At 67.4% G+C, this 24,445-nt stretch carries 21 protein-coding genes; 9 read left to right on the top strand and 12 right to left on the bottom strand.

Features of this window, described 5'->3' with window-relative positions:
- Positions 1–18: 18 nt before the first annotated feature.
- Positions 19–2,283 (bottom strand): ATP-binding cassette domain-containing protein, encoded by a 2,265-nt coding sequence (locus AB0J95_RS30985; RefSeq protein ID WP_364766245.1) that lies wholly within the window; start codon positions 2,281–2,283, stop codon positions 19–21.
- Between the two features lie 271 nt (positions 2,284–2,554).
- Here AB0J95_RS30985 and AB0J95_RS30980 point away from each other — a divergent pair, with 271 nt between their 5' ends.
- The 4 genes from AB0J95_RS30980 to AB0J95_RS30965 are packed head-to-tail and all read left to right on the top strand — an operon-like array spanning position 2,555 to position 5,609.
- The gene (locus tag AB0J95_RS30980; protein ID WP_364765622.1) at positions 2,555–3,589 is read left to right on the top strand and encodes a hypothetical protein; all 1,035 of its coding nucleotides are present in this window, start codon (positions 2,555–2,557) and stop codon (positions 3,587–3,589) included.
- A 9-nt stretch (positions 3,590–3,598) separates the two neighbouring features.
- Entirely contained in the window at positions 3,599–4,216 is a 618-nt protein-coding gene (locus AB0J95_RS30975) for an NAD(P)H-binding protein (protein WP_364765619.1), read from the top strand.
- Positions 4,217–4,230: 14 nt separating this feature from the next.
- Positions 4,231–4,980 (top strand): SDR family NAD(P)-dependent oxidoreductase, encoded by a 750-nt coding sequence (locus AB0J95_RS30970; RefSeq protein ID WP_364765616.1) that lies wholly within the window; start codon positions 4,231–4,233, stop codon positions 4,978–4,980.
- 17 nt (positions 4,981–4,997) lie between these two features.
- The gene (locus tag AB0J95_RS30965) at positions 4,998–5,609 is read left to right on the top strand and encodes a DUF1080 domain-containing protein (RefSeq protein WP_364765613.1); all 612 of its coding nucleotides are present in this window, start codon (positions 4,998–5,000) and stop codon (positions 5,607–5,609) included.
- Here AB0J95_RS30965 and AB0J95_RS30960 read toward each other — a convergent pair whose 3' ends face one another.
- The 4 genes from AB0J95_RS30960 to AB0J95_RS30945 form a co-directional block, all read right to left on the bottom strand.
- Entirely contained in the window at positions 5,610–7,712 is a 2,103-nt protein-coding gene (locus AB0J95_RS30960) for an NPCBM/NEW2 domain-containing protein (RefSeq protein WP_364765610.1), read from the bottom strand.
- 133 nt (positions 7,713–7,845) lie between these two features.
- Entirely contained in the window at positions 7,846–8,067 is a 222-nt protein-coding gene (locus tag AB0J95_RS30955) for a hypothetical protein (protein WP_364765607.1), read from the bottom strand.
- Positions 8,068–8,127: 60 nt separating this feature from the next.
- Entirely contained in the window at positions 8,128–8,442 is a 315-nt protein-coding gene (locus tag AB0J95_RS30950) for a hypothetical protein (RefSeq protein ID WP_364765604.1), read from the bottom strand.
- Positions 8,443–8,473: 31 nt separating this feature from the next.
- Positions 8,474–8,899 (bottom strand): PPOX class F420-dependent oxidoreductase, encoded by a 426-nt coding sequence (locus tag AB0J95_RS30945; RefSeq protein ID WP_364765601.1) that lies wholly within the window; start codon positions 8,897–8,899, stop codon positions 8,474–8,476.
- A 135-nt stretch (positions 8,900–9,034) separates the two neighbouring features.
- Between AB0J95_RS30945 and AB0J95_RS30940 the strand changes: the two genes are divergently transcribed.
- Positions 9,035–11,779: a beta-mannosidase gene (locus tag AB0J95_RS30940; protein ID WP_364765598.1), complete on the top strand. Its 2,745-nt coding sequence runs from the start codon at positions 9,035–9,037 to the stop codon at positions 11,777–11,779.
- Here the strand turns inward: AB0J95_RS30940 and AB0J95_RS30935 are convergent.
- On the bottom strand, positions 11,765–12,130 hold the full coding sequence (locus AB0J95_RS30935) for a VOC family protein (protein WP_364765595.1): 366 nt from the start codon (positions 12,128–12,130) through the stop codon (positions 11,765–11,767). The genes AB0J95_RS30940 and AB0J95_RS30935 overlap by 15 nt on opposite strands.
- Before the next feature lie 386 nt (positions 12,131–12,516).
- Between AB0J95_RS30935 and AB0J95_RS30930 the strand changes: the two genes are divergently transcribed.
- Both AB0J95_RS30930 and AB0J95_RS30925 read left to right on the top strand, forming a co-directional pair.
- Entirely contained in the window at positions 12,517–12,930 is a 414-nt protein-coding gene (locus tag AB0J95_RS30930; RefSeq protein ID WP_364765589.1) for a hypothetical protein, read from the top strand.
- A 94-nt stretch (positions 12,931–13,024) separates the two neighbouring features.
- Positions 13,025–15,784 carry an RICIN domain-containing protein gene (locus AB0J95_RS30925; protein ID WP_364765586.1) on the top strand — a complete coding sequence of 920 codons (2,760 nt, stop codon included), beginning with the start codon at positions 13,025–13,027 and terminating at the stop codon, positions 15,782–15,784.
- A gap of 43 nt (positions 15,785–15,827) precedes the next feature.
- Here AB0J95_RS30925 and AB0J95_RS30920 read toward each other — a convergent pair whose 3' ends face one another.
- The 6 genes from AB0J95_RS30920 to AB0J95_RS30895 form a co-directional block, all read right to left on the bottom strand.
- Positions 15,828–16,949, bottom strand: a complete 1,122-nt coding sequence (locus AB0J95_RS30920) for an endonuclease (RefSeq protein ID WP_364765583.1) — start codon at positions 16,947–16,949, stop codon at positions 15,828–15,830.
- An 87-nt stretch (positions 16,950–17,036) separates the two neighbouring features.
- On the bottom strand, positions 17,037–17,786 hold the full coding sequence (locus AB0J95_RS30915; protein ID WP_364765580.1) for a type 1 glutamine amidotransferase domain-containing protein: 750 nt from the start codon (positions 17,784–17,786) through the stop codon (positions 17,037–17,039).
- Positions 17,787–17,860: 74 nt separating this feature from the next.
- The gene (locus AB0J95_RS30910) at positions 17,861–20,245 is read right to left on the bottom strand and encodes a DUF6185 family protein (protein WP_364765577.1); all 2,385 of its coding nucleotides are present in this window, start codon (positions 20,243–20,245) and stop codon (positions 17,861–17,863) included.
- A gap of 73 nt (positions 20,246–20,318) precedes the next feature.
- Positions 20,319–20,774 carry a pyridoxamine 5'-phosphate oxidase family protein gene (locus AB0J95_RS30905; RefSeq protein WP_364765574.1) on the bottom strand — a complete coding sequence of 152 codons (456 nt, stop codon included), beginning with the start codon at positions 20,772–20,774 and terminating at the stop codon, positions 20,319–20,321.
- Positions 20,775–20,838: 64 nt separating this feature from the next.
- Positions 20,839–21,855, bottom strand: a complete 1,017-nt coding sequence (locus AB0J95_RS30900; RefSeq protein WP_364765571.1) for a hypothetical protein — start codon at positions 21,853–21,855, stop codon at positions 20,839–20,841.
- 72 nt (positions 21,856–21,927) lie between these two features.
- Positions 21,928–22,758, bottom strand: a complete 831-nt coding sequence (locus tag AB0J95_RS30895; RefSeq protein ID WP_364765568.1) for an alpha/beta fold hydrolase — start codon at positions 22,756–22,758, stop codon at positions 21,928–21,930.
- A gap of 73 nt (positions 22,759–22,831) precedes the next feature.
- Between AB0J95_RS30895 and AB0J95_RS30890 the strand changes: the two genes are divergently transcribed.
- Positions 22,832–23,398: a TetR family transcriptional regulator C-terminal domain-containing protein gene (locus AB0J95_RS30890; protein ID WP_364765565.1), complete on the top strand. Its 567-nt coding sequence runs from the start codon at positions 22,832–22,834 to the stop codon at positions 23,396–23,398.
- Positions 23,399–23,473: 75 nt separating this feature from the next.
- Complete coding sequence (locus tag AB0J95_RS30885) at positions 23,474–24,406, top strand: hypothetical protein (protein ID WP_364765562.1); 933 nt, start codon at positions 23,474–23,476, stop codon at positions 24,404–24,406.
- Positions 24,407–24,445: the final 39 nt, after the last annotated feature.

The raw sequence follows: 24,445 nt of genomic DNA, 5'->3' as shown, positions 1-24,445 counted from the left end.
CGGTCCGCTCCCTTGTTCTCATTTCGATTCAACGCCCCGCAGGTGCTCCGCGAGGTGACGCCCGGTCACCGAAGTCGCGTGCCGGGCCAGGTCCCCGGGCAGCCCGGCGAAAACGAGATCCCCGCCCGCGGCACCCGGTCCGGGCCCCAGATCGATCACCCAGTCGGCCTGCGCGATCACATCGAGATCGTGTTCCACGACAACGACAGTGCTGCCCTTGGTGACGAGCTGGTCGAGCAGGCCGATCAGGCGGCCCACATCCTGCCGGTGCAGACCCGCGGTCGGTTCGTCGACAACATAGAAATCCGATGGCGAGGCCAGTTCGACGGCGAGCTTCAACCGCTGCCGTTCGCCACCGGACAGCGTCGACAGTGGCTGGCCCAACGCGATGTAGCCGAGCCCGGCATTGTCCAGACTCGTCAATACCTCGTTGATCGCCTTCTCGGTGAAGAACTCGCGGGCCGAATTCACCGGCAGGGCGAGGACTTCGGCGATGTTCAGGCCGCGCAACCGGTGGACGAGCACCTCGGGGTGGTACCGCGAGCCGCCGCATTCCTCACACGGCGATTCCATCGTGTCGCCCCGGCCGAGTTCGGTGATCTTGACACCGGTGCCGCCACACTCCGTGCAGCCACCGGCCGAATTCGCCGAGAACAGCGCGGAACTGACGCCCGTGGCGCGGGCGAAGGCCTTGCGAATGGGATCGAGAATGCCCGTCCAGCTCGCCGGTGTGCTGCGCCTGCTGCCGCGCGGCAGGCTCTGGTCGACGATCACACAGGACTCCAGCCGGGACGGCAGCACGCCCCGGGTCAGTGAGCTCTTGCCCGCTCCCGCGACGCCGCTGACCGCGACCAGAACGCCGAGCGGGATCTCAACGGTGATATCGCGGAGGTTGTGCAGGCCGGCCTTGTCAACCCGCAGCCATCCCGTGGGTTGCCGGGCGGTGCGCAGCTGTGGCACGGCGCTCAGCGCTTTTGCCGTGGCGCCGCCGGAGTCGGCGAGCCCACTCGGCGGCCCGGCATAGATGATCGTGCCGCCGTGGGTCCCGGCGCCGGGTCCAAGATCGACGACCGCGTCGGCGACCGTCAGGACCTGCGGGTCGTGCTCGACGACGAGCACGGTGTTGCCCTTGTCCCGCAGGCTCGCCATCACCTTGAGCACCCGGTCGACGTCGTCCGCGTGCAGGCCGGTGGTCGGCTCGTCGAAGATGTAGGTCAGGTCGGTCAGCGCGGAACCCAGGTGCCGCACCATTTTCACCCGTTGCGACTCGCCGCCGGACAGGGTCCCGGCCCGGCGGTGCAGGTTCAGGTAGCCCAGCCCGAGTTCGACCATGGCGGACAATGCCGTGCGCAGGCCGTCGACCAGACCGGCCATGGCGGGGTCGTTCCACTTGTGCATGAGGTCGAGCAGGTCGCCGATCTCCATGCTTGTGCACTCGGCGATGCCCACGTCACAGACCTTGACCGATCGTGCCTCCGCGGAAAGCCTGCTCCCGCCGCAGTCCGCGCACTGCGAAGTGGTCGAGATGCGTTCGACGGCGGCCCGCACGTGGGGTTGCAGCGACTCGGGTTCCTTGGTCAGGTACAGGCGGCGCAGCTTGGGCAATAGGCCTTCGTAGGTGACCTTGAGCGAGCGGCTGTCGGTCTTCGCGTGTTCCAGGTGCAGCAGCTTGTCCCACTGCTCGTCGTCGAACTTCGCCAGCGGGACATCGGGATCGAAGAACCCGGAGTTGACGAAGATGGACCAGAACCCGGAACCGACGGCGAAGGTCGGGAACAGCAGGGCGCCGTCGTTCAGCGACAGCCTCCGGTCCACCAGCTGGTCGATGTCCACCTCGGTGACCACACCGGTCCCCGAACAGGCCGGACACATACCTGCGGGATCGTTGAAGGAGAACCGGCTCGGCGACCCGATGTGCGGGGTTCCGTGGCGGGAAAAGAGTTGCCGCAGCATGCCGTACGTGTCGGTAGCGGTACCGACCGTCGACCGCGGGTCCGCGCCCAGCCGTTTCTGGTCGACCGTCACCACAGCGGACAGGTTGCGCAGGCTGTCGACGTCCGGCCGGACCGTCTGCGGCAGCAGGCCCTGGATGAACGTCGGCTGGGTCTCGTTGAGCAGTCGCTGCGACTCGGCCGCGATCGTGCCGAGGACCAGGGAACTCTTGCCCGACCCGGACACTCCGGTGAACACCGTGAGCGCGCCCTTGCGCACGTCGACCGAGACGTCACGCAGGTTGTTGGTGCGCGCGCCGCGCACCTCGATGTGGCCGCTGGTGTGGGACAGGCGATCGGTGACGTGTCCATTGTGGACGTCACGGGCGGAGCTCAACGGTCCTCCTGGGTGCTGTCTCGGTGATCGGGGCAGCCGCAGGTTATGTGGAGTAGAGGTCAGCGCCTGACCTCTACTCGCCGAGTTTTGACCATCGCCCGATCGAGTGCACTCCGATCGCCGGGCCTGCCGGAACCCCACGAGCCGTGATTACAGTGAGTCGCGGGTTTTCACTGAGAGTTCAGTGGTACCCGGTCGCATATCCCTTTCCCCCAAGGAGATTCCGATGCCCCCAACCGCGGTTCACTTCAACGGCGGGGTAAACCTGCCGGACGCCACGACAGTCCTGCGCACCCTCGCCGAACGCGTGCCGCACGGTGTGCACCGGTTGCCGGACGGGGAGACCGGCGAGCGCGCGAACTGGATCGGTTACCAGCTCCCGCGGTTGCTCGAGACACCCGGCCTGGAACGGGTCGGCGCCGAGGCACCGTCCGGCACATACGGCGCCGGGCCGAAGGTCAGGGTCGCCGCCGGGACCGATCCGGACGCGATCAGCTGGCCGGATCCGGGTTATGCCAGGGAATACTCATCGTCGTACGCGAAGTTCGCGCAGCTGCGCGCCGATGGGGTCGTGCCCGCGGATGTGCGTTTCCAGGTCGAGTATCCGACGGCGCTCGCCGTGAGCTACCTGTTCGACGACGGTGACCGGGACCGCATCACGCCTTCGTACGAGCGCGCGCTGTTGGCCGACCTCGACCGCTTGCTGGCCGTTATTCCGCACGACGAAATCGCGGTGCAGTGGGACGCCGCCGTCGAGACCGTGCTGGCCGATCAGACACCAGCTCTGCTGGACACGATGGCCGCCCGGCTCGTGCGTGGCCTCGATCACGTCCCGTCCGACGTGCCCGCCGGAATACACCTGTGCTACGGCGATTTCGGGCACAAACACATGGTCGAGCCGGAAAGCCTGGCCACACAGGTGGAACTCGCCAATGCGGTCACCTCGACGGCCGGCCGGCCACCGGCTTGGCTGTCGTTCACGGTACCGCAGGATCGCAGCGACTCCTCGTACTTCGCGCCGCTGTCCGAGCTGCGTACCGCACCGGGGACCGAGCTGTACTTCGCGCTGGTGCCGTACTTCCCCGACAGACAGCCAGAAGGCACCACCGACGCGCAGGTCAGGCTGATCGACCAGTACCTGCCGTCCGCAACGTGGGGTATCTGCACCGAATGCGGGATGGCCAGGGCCGACCGCGCCGACGTGCCCCGGCTGATCGATCTGCACCGCGAGATCCTGGCCAGCTACGGCGAAGTCTGCTAGTCGTCGTATATGAAGCTGATTGTCTTCGGTGCGACGGGCCGCACCGGCGCGCTTGTGGTGAGCCAGGCTTTGTCGTTGGGACACGACGTCACCGCCGTTGTGCGCTCCCCAGCCAAGCTGCAGGGTTCCGCCGCGCATGTGGTTCAGGCGGACGTGACCGACCCGCAAGCCCTCGGCGAGGTGCTGCCCGGGCACGATGCGGCGATCTCCGCACTGGGCGCGAGCGGCAACAAGTCGGCGGGCATCGCCTCGGCCGCCACCCGCGCGATCCTCACCGCCGGGTGTCCTCGGTTCATCGCGGTCAGCGCAGTCCCGGTCGACCCAACGCCCAATGGCGAGCCCTTTCTGGTCAGGCGTGTCGTCACTCCGTTGCTGCGCACGGTCTTACGTGACGTCTACGCCGACCTCGAACGGATGGAGGCCCTCATTTCGGCCTCGGACGGGGACTGGACCATTGTCCGGCCACCCCGCCTGACCAACAAACCTTTGACAGAGCGCTATCGCCGCACAATCGGCCACAACGTGCCCAACAGCAGCGCCATCTCCCGGGCAGACCTGGCCCACGCCCTGATCGGGATGATCAATGACCCCGCCACGGTCCGCCAGGTCGTCGGCGTGTCGTACTGAGCTACTCTCCAGGCATGCCAACCGCTTTGATCACCGGCGCCACCGCGGGAATCGGCGCGCAGTTCGCCGAACACCTCTCCGGCAGCCACGACCTGGTCCTGGTCGCGCGGGACGCCGGGCGTCTCGCGGAAACCGCCACCCGGCTCGGTGCTCGCGCCACTGTGGAGGTGCTGAGCGCGGATCTCGCCACCGAGGACGGGATCGCAGCGGTTTGCCGCCGTGCGGCTTCGGGTGCGGATCTGGTGATCAACAACGCCGGGTTCGGTCAGAGCGGTACCTTCCTTACGTCAGACCTCGACGAGGAGGTGGCGATGCTGCGGGTGCACTGCGAAGCCGTTCTGCGGATCACCCGGGCCGCGCTCGATCCGATGATCTCCCGCGGCCGGGGCGGGGTCATCAACGTCGCTTCGGTGGCCGCGTTCTTCTCACGCGGCACGTACAGCGCGTCGAAGGCGTGGGTGGTGACCTTCAGCGACAGCGTGCGGCAGCAAGTATCTGGCAGCGGCGTACACGTGATGGCGTTGTGCCCCGGATGGGTTCGGACCGAGTTCCACGAACGGTCCGGAATGGACACCTCTGGCATTCCGCCGTTCATGTGGCTTTCTGCCGAACGACTGGTGACCGAGGCGCTGCGGGACTTTCAGCGCGGGGTTCCCATCAGCGTGCCGGGCGCTGCCTACAAAGGAGCGATCGCGCTCAGCCGGTTGCTCCCCCGCCGTCTGGTCACCGCCCTTTCCGCCCGAGCAGGCAGCAAACACTCCTAGATGTGGAGGCGACGACCATGGTTCTGCCAAGAAGCCTGAGCGTTGTGGCCGCGCTTGTGGTCGTGGCGTGCAGCGGTCCTGAGCCTGCGCAAGGGGATGGCTATACCGTGCTGTACAACGGGTCTACCGAGGGGTGGGCTCAGGCGGGGCCGGGCGGGTTCGAGAATGGTGATGGGGTGCTGGCGTCTTCGGGCGGGATGGGGTTGTTCTGGTACTCGGCCAAGGAGTTCGCGAAATACTCGCTGAAGGTCGACTGGCGGATGGAGGGCGACAGTAACTCAGGCGTGTTCATCGGGTTTCCGGCGAGCAATGACCCTGTGTCCGCTGTGGACAAAGGCTACGAGGTGCAGATCGACGCCACCGATGCGCCGGACAAGACCACGGGCGCGATCTATGGCTTCCAGGGCCCGGATGTCGCCAAGCGAGACAGTGCGGTCCACCCGCCCGGGGAGTGGAACACGTTCGAGCTGGTCGTCGAAGGCCAGCACCTGCAGGTGTTCCTGAACGACACGAAGATCAACGACTTCACGAACACCGACCCGGCCCGCTCACTGGCGGGCCACATCGGCATTCAGAACCACAGTCCGGCCGATCATGTGTCGTTCAGGAACATCCGCGTCAAAACATAGTCAGTCGCAGCTCAGGCGCGGGTTCGCCCAGTCGCCGTGGTCGTAGTTGTTGCCGTCCGAAGTGGCGTGCACGCGCAACGACAACGAAGTGGGCCGGCTCAGCCCGACCCCGACGGTCGCCGTCTGCCCGGCTCGCAGCACCGGGCTGGTGTACACGCTCACGCCGTCTGCCACGATCTCGAAGGTGACGCTGGAGGTCGCGGCCACTTCGGCATCGACCCCGACGACGGCGTCGATCCCATGGCAGGCACCGTTCACCGGCACGACGATCTCGCTCTCTGCATGCGCCCCAACGCCCTTCGGGTACCGCACACCGCCGACCGTCAGCACAGTTCCGTCGAGCGCGGCGGTTTCACCGTTGCTCTGGTCGCGTTCGGCCGGACCCCAGCCGTTGGTGGACGAGGTCCAAGTGCGGTCGCTCACATCCGACCCGTTCGACGCCGCACTGCACGTGACCTTGGCGTCGGCCCAGTCGGCGTGGTCGTAGTCCGGGCCGTCCCGGCCGTCGGTGATCCGCAGTTCCAGATCGCGATATCCCTTGGTGGCAACGGCAACAGGCACAGCCGCGGCGCCGCCGTGCAGGACATCGGTGTACGCCAACAACTTCCCGTCACCGTAGACCTGGAACCGAACCCCACCCCGGGCACCGACCTCGGCGTCGATCCCGACCTTGGCCTCGAACAGCTGGCACGCCTTGCCGAGGTACACATGCACGGCCGAATCCGAGTGCCCGCCAATGCCCTTGGCAAAGGTCGTACCGCCGATGGTCAACGTCTTGCCATCGCCAGCCGCTGCCTCACCATTGCTGACGTTGCGCTCCGCCGGGCCCCAGCCGTTGGAAGAGGCCTGCCAAGCCATGTCGCTCACCTGGTAGGTCCCAGCGGCAGGCGCAGCCGCGGTCGTTCCTTGACGGGACACCCGGTACACCGCGACTCCATGCGCGGCAACGGAAGCGCTGATCGCGCCGGTGGTGTCGCTCTCCGCCTTGGACCACAGCTCCTTGAGGTGGTACGAACTCGACCCGCCCAGGCCGATCTCGGCCGCGGACGTGCTCACCGACGAGGTGGAGTTGTTGCGGTTGAACAGGACCGCCACGACCGAACCGTCAGCCATGGCCTTGCCCCAGATCTGCGTGCCATTGCCGTAGTCACGCAGCAGACGGCCTTGTGAGCCGCCGAAGTCCTGGTTCACCGCGATGATGTCGGCGTTGGTCAGGATCGTCCGGGTCGCCGAACTCATCGCGGCCAGGTCGTTGCCCGCGATCAGCGGCGAGTTGAGCAGGGACCACAGGCTGAAGTGCGAGCGGTACTCGGCGTCGGTCATACCGCCGTTGCCAACCTCCAGCATGTCCGGGTCGTTCCAGGCGCCCGGCCGCGCGAACGGCTCCAGGCCCTTCTGCTGGTCGAGCAGGCTGGTGACGCTGCCCCAGTTGTCCGAGATGTCGCCGGTGGAGCGCCACAGGTTGCCGCGCACAGTGGACCCGAACAGCCACGGATCTTCCTGGCCCCAGTTGCAGATGCTGTAGACGATGTCACGGCCGGTGGCCTGCAGCGCCCGGCCCATCGCCTCATACCGTTGCGGCGCCGAGAGTCCTTTGTGGTCTCCGCAGTTGTCGTACTTGAGGTAGTCGATGCCCCAGGACGCCCACAGGGTCGCGTCCTGCTGCTCGTGCCCGATCGACCCCGGCTGGGGGCCGACGCCGGACGGTCCGGTGCAGGTCCGGTCGCCCGCGCTGGAGTAGATGCCGAGCTTGAGGCCGAGGCCGTGCACGTAGTCGGCGATCGGCTTGATGCCGTTGGGGAACTTCGTCCTGTGCGGCACCAGGTTTCCGCTGGCATCGCGGTCGCGTTCGGCCCAGCAGTCGTCGATGTTGACGTACTTGTAGCCTGCGTCGCGCATCCCGGACGACACCAGGCCGTCCGCGGCGGAGCGGATCTTGGCCTCGTTGATGTCGCAGTTGAACTTGTTCCAGCTGTTCCACCCCATCGGCGGGGTCTTCGCGAGAGTGTTGGCGGGGACCCGCGCGGCCGCCGAGGCCTGCGGCGCGGCAACCGCGCCGAGAACCGTCACGAGCGCAGCGACGAGCCCGATCTTTTTGAGCATCACGGAAATTCCCTCTCCCTTTCTGCAGGGCGGCGAAGAGAGGCGTTCGCCCGAGTCTGCCAACTCCCAGAAAATCAGACGAGAACCAAACTGACTAAACAAGACCAAACACATTCGGCCAAACGGCCCAGTGTCAGCGTGGCGACGCCAGCCGGTCCCGCGGCGTGGCGTGCCGGAATTGGTAGATAAGTCCGGTCAGCACGCCGATCTCAGCGCCAGTCAGACCGCCAACCGGGAACCCGTTGTCAAGCGTGATGAGGTACCAGGCCGCCATCCCCACGGCGAACCCGAACGTCAGCCCGAGTACCAGCCCAGACACGATATTGCGCCGCCGCAGGTCGCTTGGTCCGGCCACGCTCTTGTGCTGGTCCGACTCGGCTGTTGTCCGGACGACCCACGCCAGCTCGCCGATCGCTCAGGGAGCCCGGCCGCGCCCGCTCGGGGACATCAGCACCAGCACGATCGCGCTCGCCAGCCACGCCAGCCCGGCGACCAAGCCGACGGCCAGGCCACCGAACAGCGCGACCGGCAACCCGACAATGAGCATGATGACCAGCAGGTTGGCGGCCACCGATAGAACGAACCGCGGCCTGCGGGGAATCCACGCCGGGATGGTCCACCAGGCGAGGTCGCGGGTGTCGCTGTCGCGCAGGCGCTGAGCGATGAAGGTGAGCGTGCGTTGGGCAGTAGCGGGTGACCACCCGCGCCCTGCGCGCCATACCCAACCCATCGCCGTCCACCCAGCACCTGGTTACCGCGCGCTAGCGGATCTTCGCGCCGTACACCCGGTCGACGGTCATGGTCATGAGCACGCGGCGGTCGGTCACCATCACCGACCGGTACTCGTCCCAGTCCGGGTGCTCCCCGGCGGCAACCCGGTAGTAGTCCACCAGCGCCTCGACCTCGGGGCCGTGCGGGTCGGTACCCGGGCCGGTGAGGGTCACCGACCCTTCGGCGGTGGCCCATGCCCAGCCATCCGAGCTGGTGACCTCGAGTGCCGCCCGCGGATCTCGCCGCAGGTTCGCGGTCTTCGCCCGCCCCTCGGTGATCGACACGTAGAGCACGCCTTTCTCCCGGTGGTAGAAGGGCATCACCGGGGACAGCTGCGGAAGGCCGTTCGCCTTGATGGTCGCGAGCACACCGAGACGGCTCTGCTCGAGCAGCGCGTGCGGGTCGAATTCGGTCATGCCGGGTATTTTGCCGGACACCGCGGCCACGGCGAGGAGGCCGTGATGTCTTGACTGGAGTCGGCACGAGGACTAGACCTGTTTTGTTTGTAAGGTTTCCTATTTATTCTGCGGCTCGGGAGACGGAGTGCTCTCATGAAGCGGTGGCTGGCGTTGGGTGCTGCGGTGACCCTCGGTATCGGCCTGATCTCCGGCCCCGCGTCCGCTGGGCACGACACGCAGCCGGATCTGGTGCGCGGCTGGAAGATCCAGTCGTCGGCGGTGGCGGGCAGTGACGGCGCGGCGATCTCCCAGCCCGGCTACTCCACCGCCGGGTGGCTGCCGATCTCACGGCCCGAGACGCTGATGGCCGGCCTGGTGGAGAACGGCCGCTACCCGGACATCTTCAAGTCCGACAACCTGTCGAAGGTCGCGACCGGCCAGTTCATGGTCAACTGGTGGTACCGCGACCAGCTGTGGCTGTGGCCCCGCCCGGGGCAGCACCAGTTCCTGGTGATGAACGGCGTGCTCGGCCGTGCGAACCTGTGGGTGAACGGCACAAAGGTGGCCGACCAGGCGCAGCTGCAGGGCGCCTACTCCCGCCTCGAATACGACGTGACGCCGTTGCTGAAGCCCGGCCCGAACGCGATCGCGCTGGATGTGTTCCGCAACGACACCAGCAACCGCACCGGCGTGCTGACCCTGGACATGGTCGACTGGAACCCGAAGTCGCCGGACAACTGGACCGGCCTGCAGTTCGCGCCCCAGCTGGTGTCCGACGGCGCCGTCTCGGTCCGCAACGCGCACGTGATCCAGAACAACGCCGCGGACCTGAGCAGCTCCGAGCTGACCGTCAAAGCCAACCTGCGCAACAACACCAGCACCGACCAGACCGTCGACCTCACCGGCGAGATCACCCGCCCGGGCACGTATCTCCCGGTCCGGCAATGGGTCACGATCCCGGCGAACACCACCAAAACGGTGTCCGCGACACCGGTGAAGGCAAGGCATCCCGCGATCTGGTGGCCGTACCAGATGGGCGACCAGCCCTTGTACCACCTCGATGTCCGAGCGTCGGTGCACGGTGACGTCACCGACCGCCAGCAGGAGGACTTCGGCATCCGGACCGTCACCTCCCGGCTCACACCCGTTGTGCCAGGCCAGACTTACGGCCCGGACGGGTACCGGCAGTACCTGATCAACGGCGTGCCGTTCGTGGTGCGCGGCGGCGGCTGGTCGCAGGACCTGTTCCTGCGTTACTCCGCGTGGAACGTGCACGACCAGCTGAGCTACATCCGCAACATGGGCCTGAACTCGATCCGGTTCGAGGGCAACTTCCCGCCGGACGACATGTTCCAGCAGATGGACCGGATGGGCATCCTGGCGATGCCCGGCTGGCAGTGCTGCGACAAATGGGAGCAGCGCTCCACGAGCTGGAGCGCCGACATCAAGGCCAGCGCCGCCAACCAGGCCGCGAACGTCGCCGCGTGGATGCGTGACCACCCCAGCGTGTTCACGTTCTTCCAGGGCAGCGACAACGAGCCCGACCCGGCCAAGGAAGCGATCTTCCTGGCCGCGTTCAAGGCCGCGGACTGGTCCACACCACAGGTCGCCTCCGCCGAGTACAAGGCATCCGCGCAGCTCGGCCCGGCCGGCGCCAAGGAAGGCCCGTACAACTACGCGCCACCAAGCTATTGGTGGGACAACGGCCCGGAGATGAACGAGGGCGGGGACTTCACCAACGCGGGCGGCGCGTTCGGCTTCGACACCGAGTCCAGCTCCGGCAACACGATCCCGACCCAGGACTCGCTGAACCGGTTCCTCACCCCAGCCGAGCAGGGCCAGGTCTGGGACATCAGCTCGACCAACGGCAAGGGCTCCGGCCCGCTCATCTTCCACACCAACAACTACAGCGACTACACCTCGGTCGGGAAGCTCGGCCGGTACAACACTCCACTGTGGAACCGGTACGGGCACTGGTCGGACATGGCTTCCTACCAACGGATCGCACAGGCCGGCGGGTACGAGGTGACCCGGGCGCAGTTCGAGGCCTACCTCGGGCACGCCAAGGACCCGGTCAACCCGAGCACGGGCCTGATCTACTGGCAGATGAACAAGGCCTGGCCGTCGCTGCAGTGGGAGCTGTACGGGTACGACCTCGACCAGCCCGGTGTGTTCTTCGGCGCGCAGCAGGCGAACGAGCCGGTGCACATCATGTACGCCTACGACGACGGCTCGATCAAGGTGACGAACCTGACCGGGCAACGGAAGTCCGGGCTGCGCGCGACCGTCGAGTTCATCGACCTCAACGGAACCGTCAAGGCCACGAACCGGGTCGACGTGCCCAGCCTGTCCACTCAGGACGTTCAGACGATCCTCAAGCCGGCCGTGCCCGCGGGCATCTCCTCGACGTACTTCCTCAAGCTCACCCTCACGCAGGGCAACAATGTGGTGAGCCGCAACGTGTACTGGCTGTCCACCAAGGCCGACCAGGTGGACTTCGCGCGGACCATCGGCGAAGGCAGCGGCGCGGAGTTCCAGCCCAACGGCTACGCGGACCTGACCGGCCTGCAAAGCCTTGCCCCGGCGCAGATCAGCACGCGCTCCTGGACCCACCAGGAAGGCGACAGCCTGGTGACCACCGTGACCATCCGCAACGTGTCCACCACCCCCACGGTCGGGTTCATGCTCCGCGCCGACGTGCGACGTGGATCCGACGGCCGTCCGCTCGCGGGCGACAACCAGGTACTCCCGATCCTGTGGAGCCAGAACGACATCACGCTGTGGCCCGGCGAGTCCCAGACGATCACCGCGCGCTACGACCGTTCCGCCCTGCACGGCTCCCGCCCGGTGGTGACCGTCTCCGGCTGGAACGTCAACCAGCAGTCACTCGATGGCTAGCGGGAAGTGCGGGTTTTCGATGACGCCGATCAGGGTGCCGTCCGGGGCCGTGACGACGGCGGTGCGGATGCCGCCGCCGTAGTCGGTGACGTCGGCGTGCTCGCGGCCGCCTGCCTCCAGCAGGGTCGCGACCGCCGCTTCGACGTCGTCCACGCCCCAGTACGTCACCGGGCCCGCGCCGCTTTCCGCGTACCCGTGGGGGTCCAGCGCGAGCTCGTAGCCGTTCACGCTGTAGCCGACATAGAACGGCTCGTCGAAGTACGGCTCGATGCCCAGGACGCGGGTCCACCACGCCTTCGCCGCCGCGAGATCGTCAACCGGGTACACAACCGTCCGCAACCCCTGAAACACCCGGCCATCCTGCCAGAGTGGGCGCCGCAGTGGCCCTGCCGGGCTCGAATGGGTATCTGACTAGGGAGTAGGCGCACTGGGCCGGTAAGACCACGTGGTTGCTCAAGCGGTTCGCGCGCATCTGTTGGCGCCACGCGGGATCGATGTGTGGATCACGTGCGAGGCCGCGCACGAGAACGCCTCGGTCCTGGACCAGGCCATCGGTTCGGCGCTGGACCACCCGGTGGCGTGCGCGCGGGATGTTCTGTCGGCTTTGGCCCGGTTCGCGCCGGTCGAGGTATGCCTGATCCTCGACGATGTGCACGAGATCCCTTGTGGGTCCCCAGGAGCAGCCTTGCTCGCCGAACTGGTCCGCCGTCTGCCTGCGACCGCGCATGTCGTCCTCTGTGGACGTTCGATGCCGGACCTGCCGCCGGGCGGCGGTCCTGCACGCCGAGGACTTCGCCGACCCCCGCATCGACATGTTGCTGGACCACGCCTGCCAGGAGTTCCCCGACACGGCTGTGCTCGCCCAGGCCGTGATCACCGCGCACTCCCGCGCCGACCTGCCCCGGCTGGCCGAGCCGAACGTGACCATCCCCGGTGCGGCCACGACGATCGTGGCGGGCAGCCCGGCGCAGTACACCACCACGGCCGGCGGCTCGTCCGCCGCGGCGATGTTGGTGGACAGGACACCGGCGGCGAGCAGGACCGCGCCGGTCAGCGCGGCGAGCCGGGTGCGTGAGTACATGTGCGACCTCCCTGATGGTGGGGCGCCCCCTCTGGCGACCACTCGGCATCAGCCTCCGCAGCGGGGTTAGCCAACCGCTAACCGGATTTACAACGTTGGCACAACGTTGTAACCACGCTACGATCGGCGTGCACCAGGACCTTCCCCGCACCTGGAGGCCGACAATGCCGTCGTTGTCCCGCCGCGCCCTGCTCAAAAGCACCGCTCTTGCCGCGGGCGCCACCCTGCTCACCAGCCAGACCGCGCATGCCGCGCCGAGACCGCCCGCGTACCAGCGGCTCAAACCCGGCGCGATCACCCCGTCCGGCTGGCTCGCCAACCAGCTCGACAAGCAGCTCAACGGCCTCAATGGCCGGTTCCAGGACGTCTCTGCGTATCTGAGGTTCGACTCCACCGGCTGGGTCCACCCGGAGCTCGACGGCTGGGAGGAACTGCCGTACTGGTTACGCGGGTACGGCGACCTCGGATACGTGACCGGCGATGCCCGGGTCCTCGCCGACACCGAACGGTGGATCAGCGCCGTGCTCGCCACGCAGGCGTCCGACGGCTACTTCGGCCCGGCGAACAAGCGAAGTTCGTTGGAAGGGCACGCGGATCTGTGGCCGCACATGCCGATGCTGCACGCCTTGCGCTCCTGGGCCGAATATCGGGGCGACGCCCGCATCGACAGCGCTCTCACTCGGTACTTCCGTTTCGTGGCAAAGCAACCGGACGCGGTGTTCGCCGACGGCTGGGGCGCGACCCGGTGGGGCGACACCCTCGACGTGCTCAACTGGTTGTACGGCCGGACCGGCGACCAGGCGCTGATCGACCTCACCCATCGGATCCACCAGCACTCGGCGAACTGGACCGGCAACATCGCGAGTCTGCACAACGTCAACTTCGCCCAAGGGTTCCGCGAACCGGCACAGTACTGGTTGGTGTCCGGCGATCCATTGCACCACGACTCGGTCTACCGCACCTACGACATGATCATGGCTTCGTACGGCCAGTTCCCGGGTGGCGGGTTCGCCGGGGACGAGAACGCGCGGCCCGGCTTCGGCGATCCCCGCCAGGGCTTCGAAACCTGCGGCGTGGTCGAGTTCATGGCCAGCCACGAGCTGCTCACCCGGATCACCGGCGACCCGGTGTGGGCGGACCGCACCGAGGAGCTGGCGTTCAACCTGCTGCCCGCCTGCCTTGACCCGCAAGGCAAAGTGACGCACTACGTGACCAGCGCGAACAGCGTGCAGCTGGACGACTTCGTCAAGACCCGCAGGCAGTACCAGAACGGGTTCGCCATGCAGGCGTACAAGCCGGGGATCCGCGAGTACCGGTGCTGCCCGCACAACTACGGCCAGGGCTGGCCGTACTACGTCGAGGAAATGTGGCACACCACCGCGGACGGTGCCATCGTGGCGTCGCTCTACGGTCCGTCGACGGTCACGGTCGGTACGACTCGGATCGTCGCGGAGACGAGTTATCCGTTCAGCGACACCATCACGTTCCGGTTCATCCTCCCCCAGCCGAAGTCTTTCCCGTTCACGGTAAGGATTCCCGGCTGGTGCGCGAACCCGCAGCTGACCATCAACGGCAGTGCAGCCTCCGCCCCGGCCGGTCCGAAATACGCTTCGGTCACCCGCACCTGGCGGAACGGAGACGTGGTCCGGCTGCGGCTCCCGATGAGCCCACGGACCCGGATCTGGCGGAACAACGCAGTGTCGTTGGACTATGGCGCATTGACGTTCTCGCTGCGGATCGACGAACGCTGGAACCGGTACGCGGGCACCGCGGACTGGCCGGAGTACGAGGTCAAACCGGGCTCCGCCTGGAACTATGGCCTACAACCCGGGCAGCAGTTCACCGTGTCCACCGGCGGCAACCTGAACGATCCCTTCACGCCTGCAACCGCGCCGATCCAGATCACCGCCCAGGCGCAGCAGATTCCGGATTGGACAGTCGACGGTGAAAACGTCGTCGGCACCATGAGCCCTGGTCCGGTGTCGGTGCCCACGCCCGTCCAGCCGGTCACGCTCGTGCCTATGGCCGCGGCCCGGCTGCGGATCACGGCGTTCCCGCAGACCGGCGGCTCGACCGGCTGGGGCACACCTGGGGTTCTGTGCCGGATCCAGAACAAGAACAGCGGCAAGGTCCTCGCCATCGACGGGGCGTCCACAGCGGACTCCGCGTCGATCGTGCAGTACGACGACAACGGCACGCGCGACCACCTGTGGCGGATCGTGGACCTGGGCAACGGCCAGGTCAAGGTCCGCAGCGAGCACTCCGGCAAAGTCCTTGGCGTGGCCGGGATGTCGACCGCGAACTCGGCCCAGGTGGTTCAGTTCACCGACAACGGCACGACCGATCACCGTTGGCAGTTGGTGGACAACGGCGATGGCTGGTTCCGGCTGCGGAACATCAACTCGGGCAAGGTCCTCGGCGTGGACCAGATGTCGAGCGCGACCTCCGCCCGGGTAGTGCAGTTCGACGACAACGGCACGGCCGACCATCTGTGGCGGATCATCCCGGACGGGATCGTCCGCATCCAGAACCTGAACTCCACCAAGGTCCTCGGTGTCGACGGGATGTCCACAGCGGACTCGGCCAACGTGGTCCAGTTCGCGGACAACGGCACCCCGGACCACAACTGGCAGTTCCTGCCGGATGCCGGCGGCTACTTCCGCATCCGGAATGTCAACTCCGGCAAGGTCCTGGGCATCGACCAGATGTCAACGGCGAACTCCGCACGCGCCGTCCAGTTCACCGACAACGGCACCGCCGACCACCGCTGGCGGCTGCGCCCGGACACGGACAACCTGTGGCGCCTGCAGAACGACAACTCGGGCAAGATGCTCGGCGTCGACCTGATGTCCTACAACGACTCCGCGCAGGTCGTCCAGTTCGACGACAACGGGACCGCCGACCACATCTGGCGTTTGCTGTGAGAACAGCGGTGGTTGCCGCTCGGCGGCAACCACCGCCGCACCGCTAGTTCCAGATGGCCGCGGCCCATTCGGGGTGGTCGATGAACGGGTTGCGGTTGTGCTGGTAGGTGTCGAAGATGACCTGGTTGCGGCGTTTTTCGAAGGTGTCCGGCGGGTCCTGGGCGTTCCACTGCAGCAGCACCGACTGGCGGCCGATGTTCGGCTTGGTGCCGTTGTTGACGCTGTTGTTCATCTCCAGGTTCGCGAAGCCGTCGCCGCCTTCGTAGCGGACCGCCATGTAGAAGATCATCCGCGCCACATCGCCCTTGACGGCGTTGCGGGGTTCGAACGAGTCGGAATCGGTGTGGCAGCCGGAACATTCGCTCACCACGGAACCGCCGTTGTCGAAGTCCTTGTTGCCGCGGGCCTCGTTGACGGACACGTCCTCGGGCCGGAGGTGGTGCAGGTCGGTGCCGGGGCCGGTGGCGGTGCCGAAGTCGCCGTGGGACTTGGCCCAGACGTGCTCGCGGTTCCAGTCGTTGGGGTTGCCGCCGTTGCTGGACTTGCTCTGCGAACGCCCGCTGTAGAGCAGGATCACGTTCGCGGAGTTGTTCGGGTCCTGGTCGGTGGCCTTGAGCGCGTCCCAGACCTGGTCGTAGGTGAGTTTGGTGTTGTTGCTGATGATCTGGTGCAGGGCGGTTTTCAGCGCTGCTCCGGTCTTGCCGGTGGCGTCGCGGTAGTAGTCGTCGCCGGGCGGCGGTGGCGTTGTCCCGCCGGCCAGGGCGAACGCGGTCGGCGAGGTCAGCCCGGGGTGCGAGAAGTAGGCGTTGAGCGGGCCGGTGACGTCGATCTGGGTACCCATCAGGCCGGGATGGGTCTGCAGGCCCCAGGTGGGCCGGAACGACGCGGTGATCTGGACGTAGATCATCCGGCTGGTGCTGGTCTCGCTCGCGGTGTCGGCGAGGGCCAGCGCGAAGTCGTTCGGGAAGTTCGACCGCACAACGGTGTTCGTCGCGGTCGGCTGTCCGACGACGTATCCCCGGACGGTGGCGGAACTTCCGTTTTGCTGCCCGATGGCCTGTGCGACCGTTATGGGCGTGGCCGCGGTGGCGGCGGGCGAGACGACTAACGAGGCCAGCAGGGCGAGCAGGGCGGCCAGGGGTAACCAGCGTGCAGGGCTGCGCATGGTCGGTGTCCTTTCCCCGATTTTGCGCAGGATCGCACGAAAAGCAGCCTATCGGGTGAACATCACGAGGCCGGATGCCGTTCGCACTTACCAGTTCTCGCCGAGCATGCCTTCGAACTGGGCGGCGAAGGTGTACGCATCCCCAGGCCACCGCGCGGAAAGGTAGTTGCCGTCGCGCACGACGAACGCCGGGCCGCTGTCCTGCCGGGTGTCGCGCTTGGTGGAGCGCGGGCCGCGCACGAACCGGCCGGCGGGGCCGAGAGCCGCGGTGACCTCATCCTGAACGTAGGCCGGATATGTCCGGTAGTACCGGCCAAGCCGCCACGCGGTCAGGTAGTACGCCGTGCGCTCCAGGTACTTGGGCAGGCAGGTCGACGTCCGGCCATTCAGCACACTGTTTCCGGTCGCCGGGTCGAGGGTCCGCGCCAGCACGATCGGCCCATGGCAGATCGCCCCCACCGGCCGCCCCAACCCCCAGAACTCCGCGACAACCCGCTGCAACTCCTCGGCCCCGAGATACTGCCGCATTCCCGGAGCATGCCCACCCGGCAACACCAACCCGGCAAAATCCGCCGGCTTCAGCTCGGCCCACCTCAGCGGCGCCCGGTACCCGGGATCCCCGGTCATGCTGCGGTAGAACTCCTTGGGTTCCTCCTCCGCGCCCAACTGTCCGAACAGGACACCCGTCAGCAACCGCGGATCGGCCTCCGGCGCCTGCCCACCCCGTTGCGTCGCGAACACCACCTCATGCCCGGCATCCGTGAGCACCCGCCACGGCACCGCCACCTCCGTGACGTCGAAATCCCGGTCCGGCAACGGAACAACCACACGCCCCACGACCATCGCCCCTTCACCGCTGAGATCCGCCGAGCCTACGCCGGTCATTCTGGTGACATCACCCGAATCGCCGGTCAGCCGCCCCCAACGAGTGACGTGAAGCCCTTGACCACGGCCTCCGCGAGGTCGGCTCCGGACCCGGTGCCGGCCTGCTGGACAAGCGCGATGACGGCGAGAGCCACCGGCGCCAGGTAGGTGATCATCTCCGTGTAGGTGCTCAACCCGGACAACTCACGCAACCGGTGCCAGCTGCCCCCGGCATCGTGCACCGTCTTCAGGTCGTACCAGGTTCCGAGCACTGCCAGGAACACGAACAGCTGCAGGAACCGGTAGAGCCACGGCACATCCGCGGGTGCCTCCAGCCACACATCGACGACTTCGGTGGTCAGCGCCGCGACCAGCCAGATCAGGGCGAGGACCGCGCCTTTGACGGCCCCGAGCCGGCCCGGCAGAACGGCGTACAACGCACCGAAGACGAAGGCGGCGACCACCCAGCGAAAGATCTCCGTGACCGCCGCCACGATCATGGCGAGCAGCCCGGAGCTCCACGCGAGGTTCTGCGGCAACGCCTGAACGAGGTTCCACAGGAAGAAGCCGACCGGCACGGTGGACAGCCAGATCCCCATTCTCGCAGCCGACTTCCCGTTGGCCCACCAAGAGCCATGGTGTCCTCGCCGGAGAAAGTCCGTGATCGTGGTGCGGTACTCATGCCGTCGCTGCCTGGCGTTGCCGGCCACCTCAAGGGTGAGCTGGGCGCTGGGCAGCGCCTTGTCGAGTTCGGTCAGCTCACGTTCACCGGCGGCTGCCCGCACGGCTCGCCGGAGGCTCTCCACCGGCGCTTCACCGGTGCCAGGCTCGGCCGAGAACCGTCGGCGCCACAGCACGACCTTGCGGGCCACCAACCACGTCACAAGCCAGCCGGGAAACGCCAGGACACCAACGAACACCGCGTCCGGGGCGGGAACGGCAAGCGCGAACAGGAAGGCCAGTCCGCCGACCGCGACCGCGGAAGGCAGCACCGCCACGCCACGCGCGTGCGGCGTCAGTTCCCGCAGCGTGACCCCGGCCAGAAGCAGAGCCGCCGCGAAGGTCACCGACGCTCCGATGGACCTGCTCGCCGAGGCCATTTCGGCCACGAACCGAAGGGTGCCGATCGGCTCACCCGCCACTGCCATGCCGGCCGACCGGCCGACGACATACAGGAGCGCGAACAGCAAGGCGAGGATCGCCGTTGTCAGCCCGGTCCGCTCGAACAGCCGTCCGCTGCCGTCGCGTTGGGCGGGCAGGCTGCCGATCGGCTGCAACTGCCGCGCCACAGCCACGATCCCCAGAACCGTGATGATCACAAGCGCGGACACCGGCAGGATGGACGCAGCCCATCCGGTCACCACCGGGATCAGCGCGGCGCCGAACAACACGGCGGACGCGCCCCACATCGCGCGGTCCGCCCACCGGGAACCAGCGGGAGTCAGCACGATGAACAACGCCCAGGCCAACACCGCCCAGAGTTCGGCGACACCCGGTCGCGAACCGAAGACCCCGGCCACACTGAACATCGCGATGCCGAACAGCAACGCCAGCGGTTGACGGACGACCACCCAGGTACCTGCCAGCCTGCGCAGGACCACCGCCGCACTGGCGAGCAGGACCAGGAGCATGACGCTGACCACCACCGCGGACCAGGCGATGTACAGCTCCACGTACCAGGAGGACGGCTCGAGTTCACCGTTGCGGATCTGCTGCTTGCCTTCCCAGGCCCACCGCGTCACCGATCCCGAACGTACCCACGTCGCGACGAACTCGCGCCAGGGCGGCGTTGCCCGCACCACCACGGTCGCAGGCGGCTGCTTCTCGAATGTCCACTCAAGGGAGACCATCTCCGCCTGACCTTCGCCGGTGCGCCGGGACGACTGTGGCGCAGGAACGGCCGACAAGTGCTCGTAGGCCACCGGCAGCCGCACAACGACGGTCGTTCTCGTTGCCGGGCGGCACAGCACATCCGCACCGTCCTCGGGACCGCACAGTGCGATCCCCAGCCGGATCCGGTTGTCCTCGAACCCGGTCTGGACCGTGCGGACATCATCGCCCGCCGGGTCGAGGTTGATGAACGGGACGCTGGACACCACCAGCGTGACCTTGGTCGTGCCATCGTCCTGCCGCTGCACGGCGCGGGTCGTGAGCTGCCCGGTCGAATGCCCGAAGCACGCCGCATAGCGTTCGGGCATCTCGACGAAATCGGCTCCCCGCGCCGCCCCCTTCGCCAGCGTGACCTCGATGTCTCCGGCCGCCTGCGCGACCCGGTCCGCAGTGGACACTGTGAAGGTCGCGTCGACCGAATCGACATCTCCCGCGGGACAGTCGGACACGGGCGCATCGCCGGGCACCCTCGTCGTGTAGCCACTGATGAACCCGCTGCTCAGACCGGCCACCGCGACCAGCAGCACAAGCCACATCCGCATGGCCCGGATATCGGTCCCGGCGCCCCGCCTGATACCCCGGCCACCCCGCGTACCACCGAACGGGAGTTTGTGACTACGGCGAGACGGGGATGCGGGTGTCGATGGTGGCGTCGGGGTCGAGGATGGAGTGTTCGGTGGCGGTGGCGCGGTAGAGGCGCAGGCGGGCGGAGCCGGTGACCCTGTCGAGGGTGAACTCGGAGAGTCCACTTCGGACCGAGGCCCGGTTGAACAGGGTGAGTGCGTCGTGGATTTCGGGGTCGGGCACCTGAGCGGCGGTGGCCATCATGTACACCGCCTGTCCCATCAGGGGTGTCGCGGTCGAGTCGAAGACCACGATCGACAACACCGGGCGCTCGGCGAGGTTGACGGAGTGGCGGGAGGTCGGCGCCGACACCCAGTAGAAGTCACGGTGGTTCTCGGTGGCGAACCACACCGGCGAGGCCCACGGCGTGCCGGAGGCGTCCGCGGTGGCCAAGGTCATGAACGAGTTCGCGTCCAGCACGGCGCGGGCAATCTCATCCCCAGTCATCCCCGCAGCATAAGCTCGTGAGTGGTTTCGGTCCTTCTGACAGCCGAAACCACTCACGAGGGGGTCAGCTGCAGCGCCAGACGGTGGGCTGGTCCTCGCCGTTCACCTTGCGGGAACCGGCGACCGAGCCGTCGTCACCGACGGCGTTGGCGACCGTGCCCGCGCCGAGGGTGGCCTCGTGCACGCCCAGGCGCCAGATCGCGCCCTGGCCGTTGGTGGCGATGCCCGCGCTCACGCCGTCACGGTTGATCGCCACGGCGCTCTGGCCGTTGGGCAGCTTGCGCGGCACACCATCGGTGTTCCAGAAGATGGCCTCCTCGACGTACTTGCCCGCGCTGTTCTTGTAGTACAGGCTGCCGACCACGCGACCGGCCGAGATGTCGTACCCGCGCAGGTCACCGGCCTGGCTGGGCTTGGCCAGCGCGGTGATCCGGCCCTCCTGCCACAGGAACGGCCGCTGCTCGGAAGGGCTGCGGTCGGCGGCGGTGTACAGGACGGTGCCGTCCTCGTCGAGGCCCTCGACGTTGGAGCTGACCGGCAGGCCGGCGAGCTCCGTGACGGTGTTGCCCCGCCAGCGAACGCCGATGATCACGCTCACGCCGTTGCGGGTGGTGCGGTAGCCGCCGACGATGTCGCCCTTGTCGTTGATGCCGCCGCGCGGGAAGGTGCTCGTCGCCCCGTCCGGTGTGGGCAGGCTCTCGGTTTTCGTTGCGTTGGTGCGGAAACCCGAGCTGGCGGGCGGAACACCGGGGCGGCCCAGCGAGGCCACGCCGACGATCGTGCCCGCGCGGTTCTGGTCGTACACCGACACCGACAGCAGCGACGACGAGGGACCGTAGTCGGTGATCTTGCCGTTCTTCCAGGCGACGACGTGCGTGGTGCGGTCGGAAAGCCTTACCGTACCGGCGAAACCCCCGGTGTTGTCGGTCGCGCTCGCCACACCGGAGACGCCGCCGGCGGGCAACGGCAGCGCGGCCGGCCGCCAGGTGCACGCCGCGGCGGCCGCTGACATGGTGCCCGGTCCGGCGATCATCGCCGTCGCGAGGGCAGCACCGGACAACAGCCGGAAAGTACGACTCATTACCATTCCTAACCCCAGGGAATTGGCTGACACAAAGAAAAACCGGGACACAACGCCCGGATTTCCAACGTATCACGTCCCGCCGGCGGGACACGGAAACCCGAGCTCGATCAGCCCCAGATCGTGCGCGGCGTCCACGATCTCGGCGTCAAGACCCAAGCGCCGCAACCGTTCCCGCACCTTGACGGCGTTGTGGATGGGACTGCGCCCGCCCAGCACGATCCGGGTGGGCACCGAGATCGACCGCAGCTGCTCATCGGAGATCTGGCCCACCATGAACGCCTTCGTCAGGAACCCCAACTGGGCGAACACAATCCGCCGGACCATCGGATCGGCGATCGCACCGAAGGTCGAACCCGGCTTGATCCGCCGCCGCACGAAACCGGGCAACAGCATCACCAGCAATCCGACGTGGATGTACAGCGCGGCTCGTATCCGGGCCGGGGCCAGCCCGGCGGGGTCGAGGGCGGTGATCCGGGATAGCCGCCACGGCATGCGAATGGCCTGGTTGAGCGCGAGCCAGCCACCGCGCGACAGGCCGACGAGATGCGCGTTGTCCAGGCCCAGCCCGGCCAGCACCTGATCGAGCCAGTCGGCCAGCGCCTGCGCGTCCTCGATCGGCGCGGTCTGCACGGTCCGGCCCGCCTCCCCGATCGAGTCCACCGCGAACACCTCGTGATCACGGCCGAGCTCGGCCACATGCCGTTGCCACATCAGGGAAGTGACGGCGAACCCGTGCAGCAGCACGAGCGGCTTGCCGGACCCGCTGCGCCGCACGTACGTCGGCCCGAACGAGGTCTCGACCGTCAGGTCCTCGTAGGGCAGTGGCCAGTCCAGCAGGGAGTCATACACCTGCTCGTAGCGCTGCCGGGCCTGCTCGCTGGCAAAACGGCTGATCGTCATCGGAGTCCCCCATCCGTTTTATCGTGCAGTTGCACTATAACCCAAAGTGAGCAGAGTGTGGCAGAGTTGGCCCGTGCCAAAGCGTGTGGATCATGAACAACGCCGTCGCGAGATCACCCACGCGCTGTGGCGGATCGCCACCGAGGACGGCCTCAAAGCCGTGACCCTGCGCCGGGTCGCGGCCGAGGCTGGCATCTCGATGAACCTGGTGCAGTACTACTTCAGCACCAAGGACCAGATGGTCCGCTACAGCCTGGACGAGATCATCAAGGTCGCCGTCGCGCAGATGACCAAGGAGATCGACGCCGCCAAAGAGACCGGTGATCCCCGCGCGATCCTGCGGGCGGCCATGGCCGGCATGCTCCCGGTCGACGAGGGCAGAAGGCAGACGTCCATCGTCTACTGCGCGTACATGCTCTACGCGGTGACCGACGAGGAGATCCGCGCCGTGGTCAGCGGCATCCCCCGCGCGCTCGCGCCCCAGCTCACGCCCCTGGTCCAGGCGCCCGATCCGCTGGCCGAGGTGGAAAGCCTGATCGCGCTGACGAGCGGGCTGGCCGTGGGTATCCTCGTCGCCTCGTACACGCCGGACGAGGCCCTGGGGTTCCTCGACTACCGGCTGGACCAGCTGTTCGGGTGAAGTTCCGACTTTGGTCGGAGCCGCGGGTACCCAAGTCGGTGGTTAGCCCGGGCCGATCATGGGCACGATCAAGACATGGCCTGGCGTCCTGTTGTCGCACTGCTGCTGGTTGCGCCGTACCTGGGTGAGGTGCTGTCGACCGCCACGTCCCCGTTGACCCTGCCGTTGCCGTGGAACCTCGCGATGTTCTCCGCGTTGTACGGCAGCGGAGCGCTGATCTGCCGGGAGGTGGCGTTCCGGTGGGGACTCGGGCTGCCAGGGCTGATCGTGCTCGGCATGGCGTACGGCGTGTTCGAGGAGGCGCTGGTCGACCGGTTCTGGTTCGACCCGGAGTACGCCCGGACGACCGGCGTCGGCACGTACGCCGAGGTCGGGCACACGAACCTGATCCTCGCCACACATCTGACGGCTTTCCATGCAGCGGTCAGTGTCTGCTCGTCGGTCCTGATCGCCACCTGGCTGTTTCCGCAGGACCGTGACCGTGCTTGGGTGCGTCCGCGCTGGTTGATCGTGGCCGGGCTCGCGATGCTGACCGTCCTGTTCATCACGTCCGAGGACTACTACCGCCCGCCGATCGGGCCGATCCTGGTGGCCATCGGGATCGGCATTCTCTTTGTGGTGCTGGCATTCCGCGTCCGGCGCGAGCCGGGGCCACTGTCGGACCGCCCGAGACCGCGGTTGCTCGGCCTGGTGGCGTTCCTCTGCGCAGGCTTCCATTTCGTGCTCGTCTACGCGATCCCGTCCACCGGCCTGCCGTGGCCGGTTGGACTCGCGATCACGTTGGTACCACTGGTGATCGGCGTCTTCCTGGTCCGCCGCTGGATCGCCGAGCCGCATGGGCGGGACGGGCTGTGGGTGGTCACCGGGATCATCGGGTTCTTCATCGCGCTCGACGCGTTCGTCGGAGCCAGTGGCCGGTACGATTTGATCATCGGCGCGGTGATCACCACGGTGGGCGTGATCTTGTTGCACCGCAGGGTCAAGGCCGTGTCGCACAGCCGGACTTAGTTCAGCAGGTTGCCGAATTCACGGTGTTGTTGCGCCATT

It is taken from the genome of Actinocrispum sp. NPDC049592 (assembly GCF_040675465.1).
Classification (GTDB): domain Bacteria; phylum Actinomycetota; class Actinomycetes; order Mycobacteriales; family Pseudonocardiaceae; genus Kibdelosporangium.
Note: the sequence above shows the minus strand (reverse complement) of the source record. Positions and strands in the feature narration are given on the sequence as shown.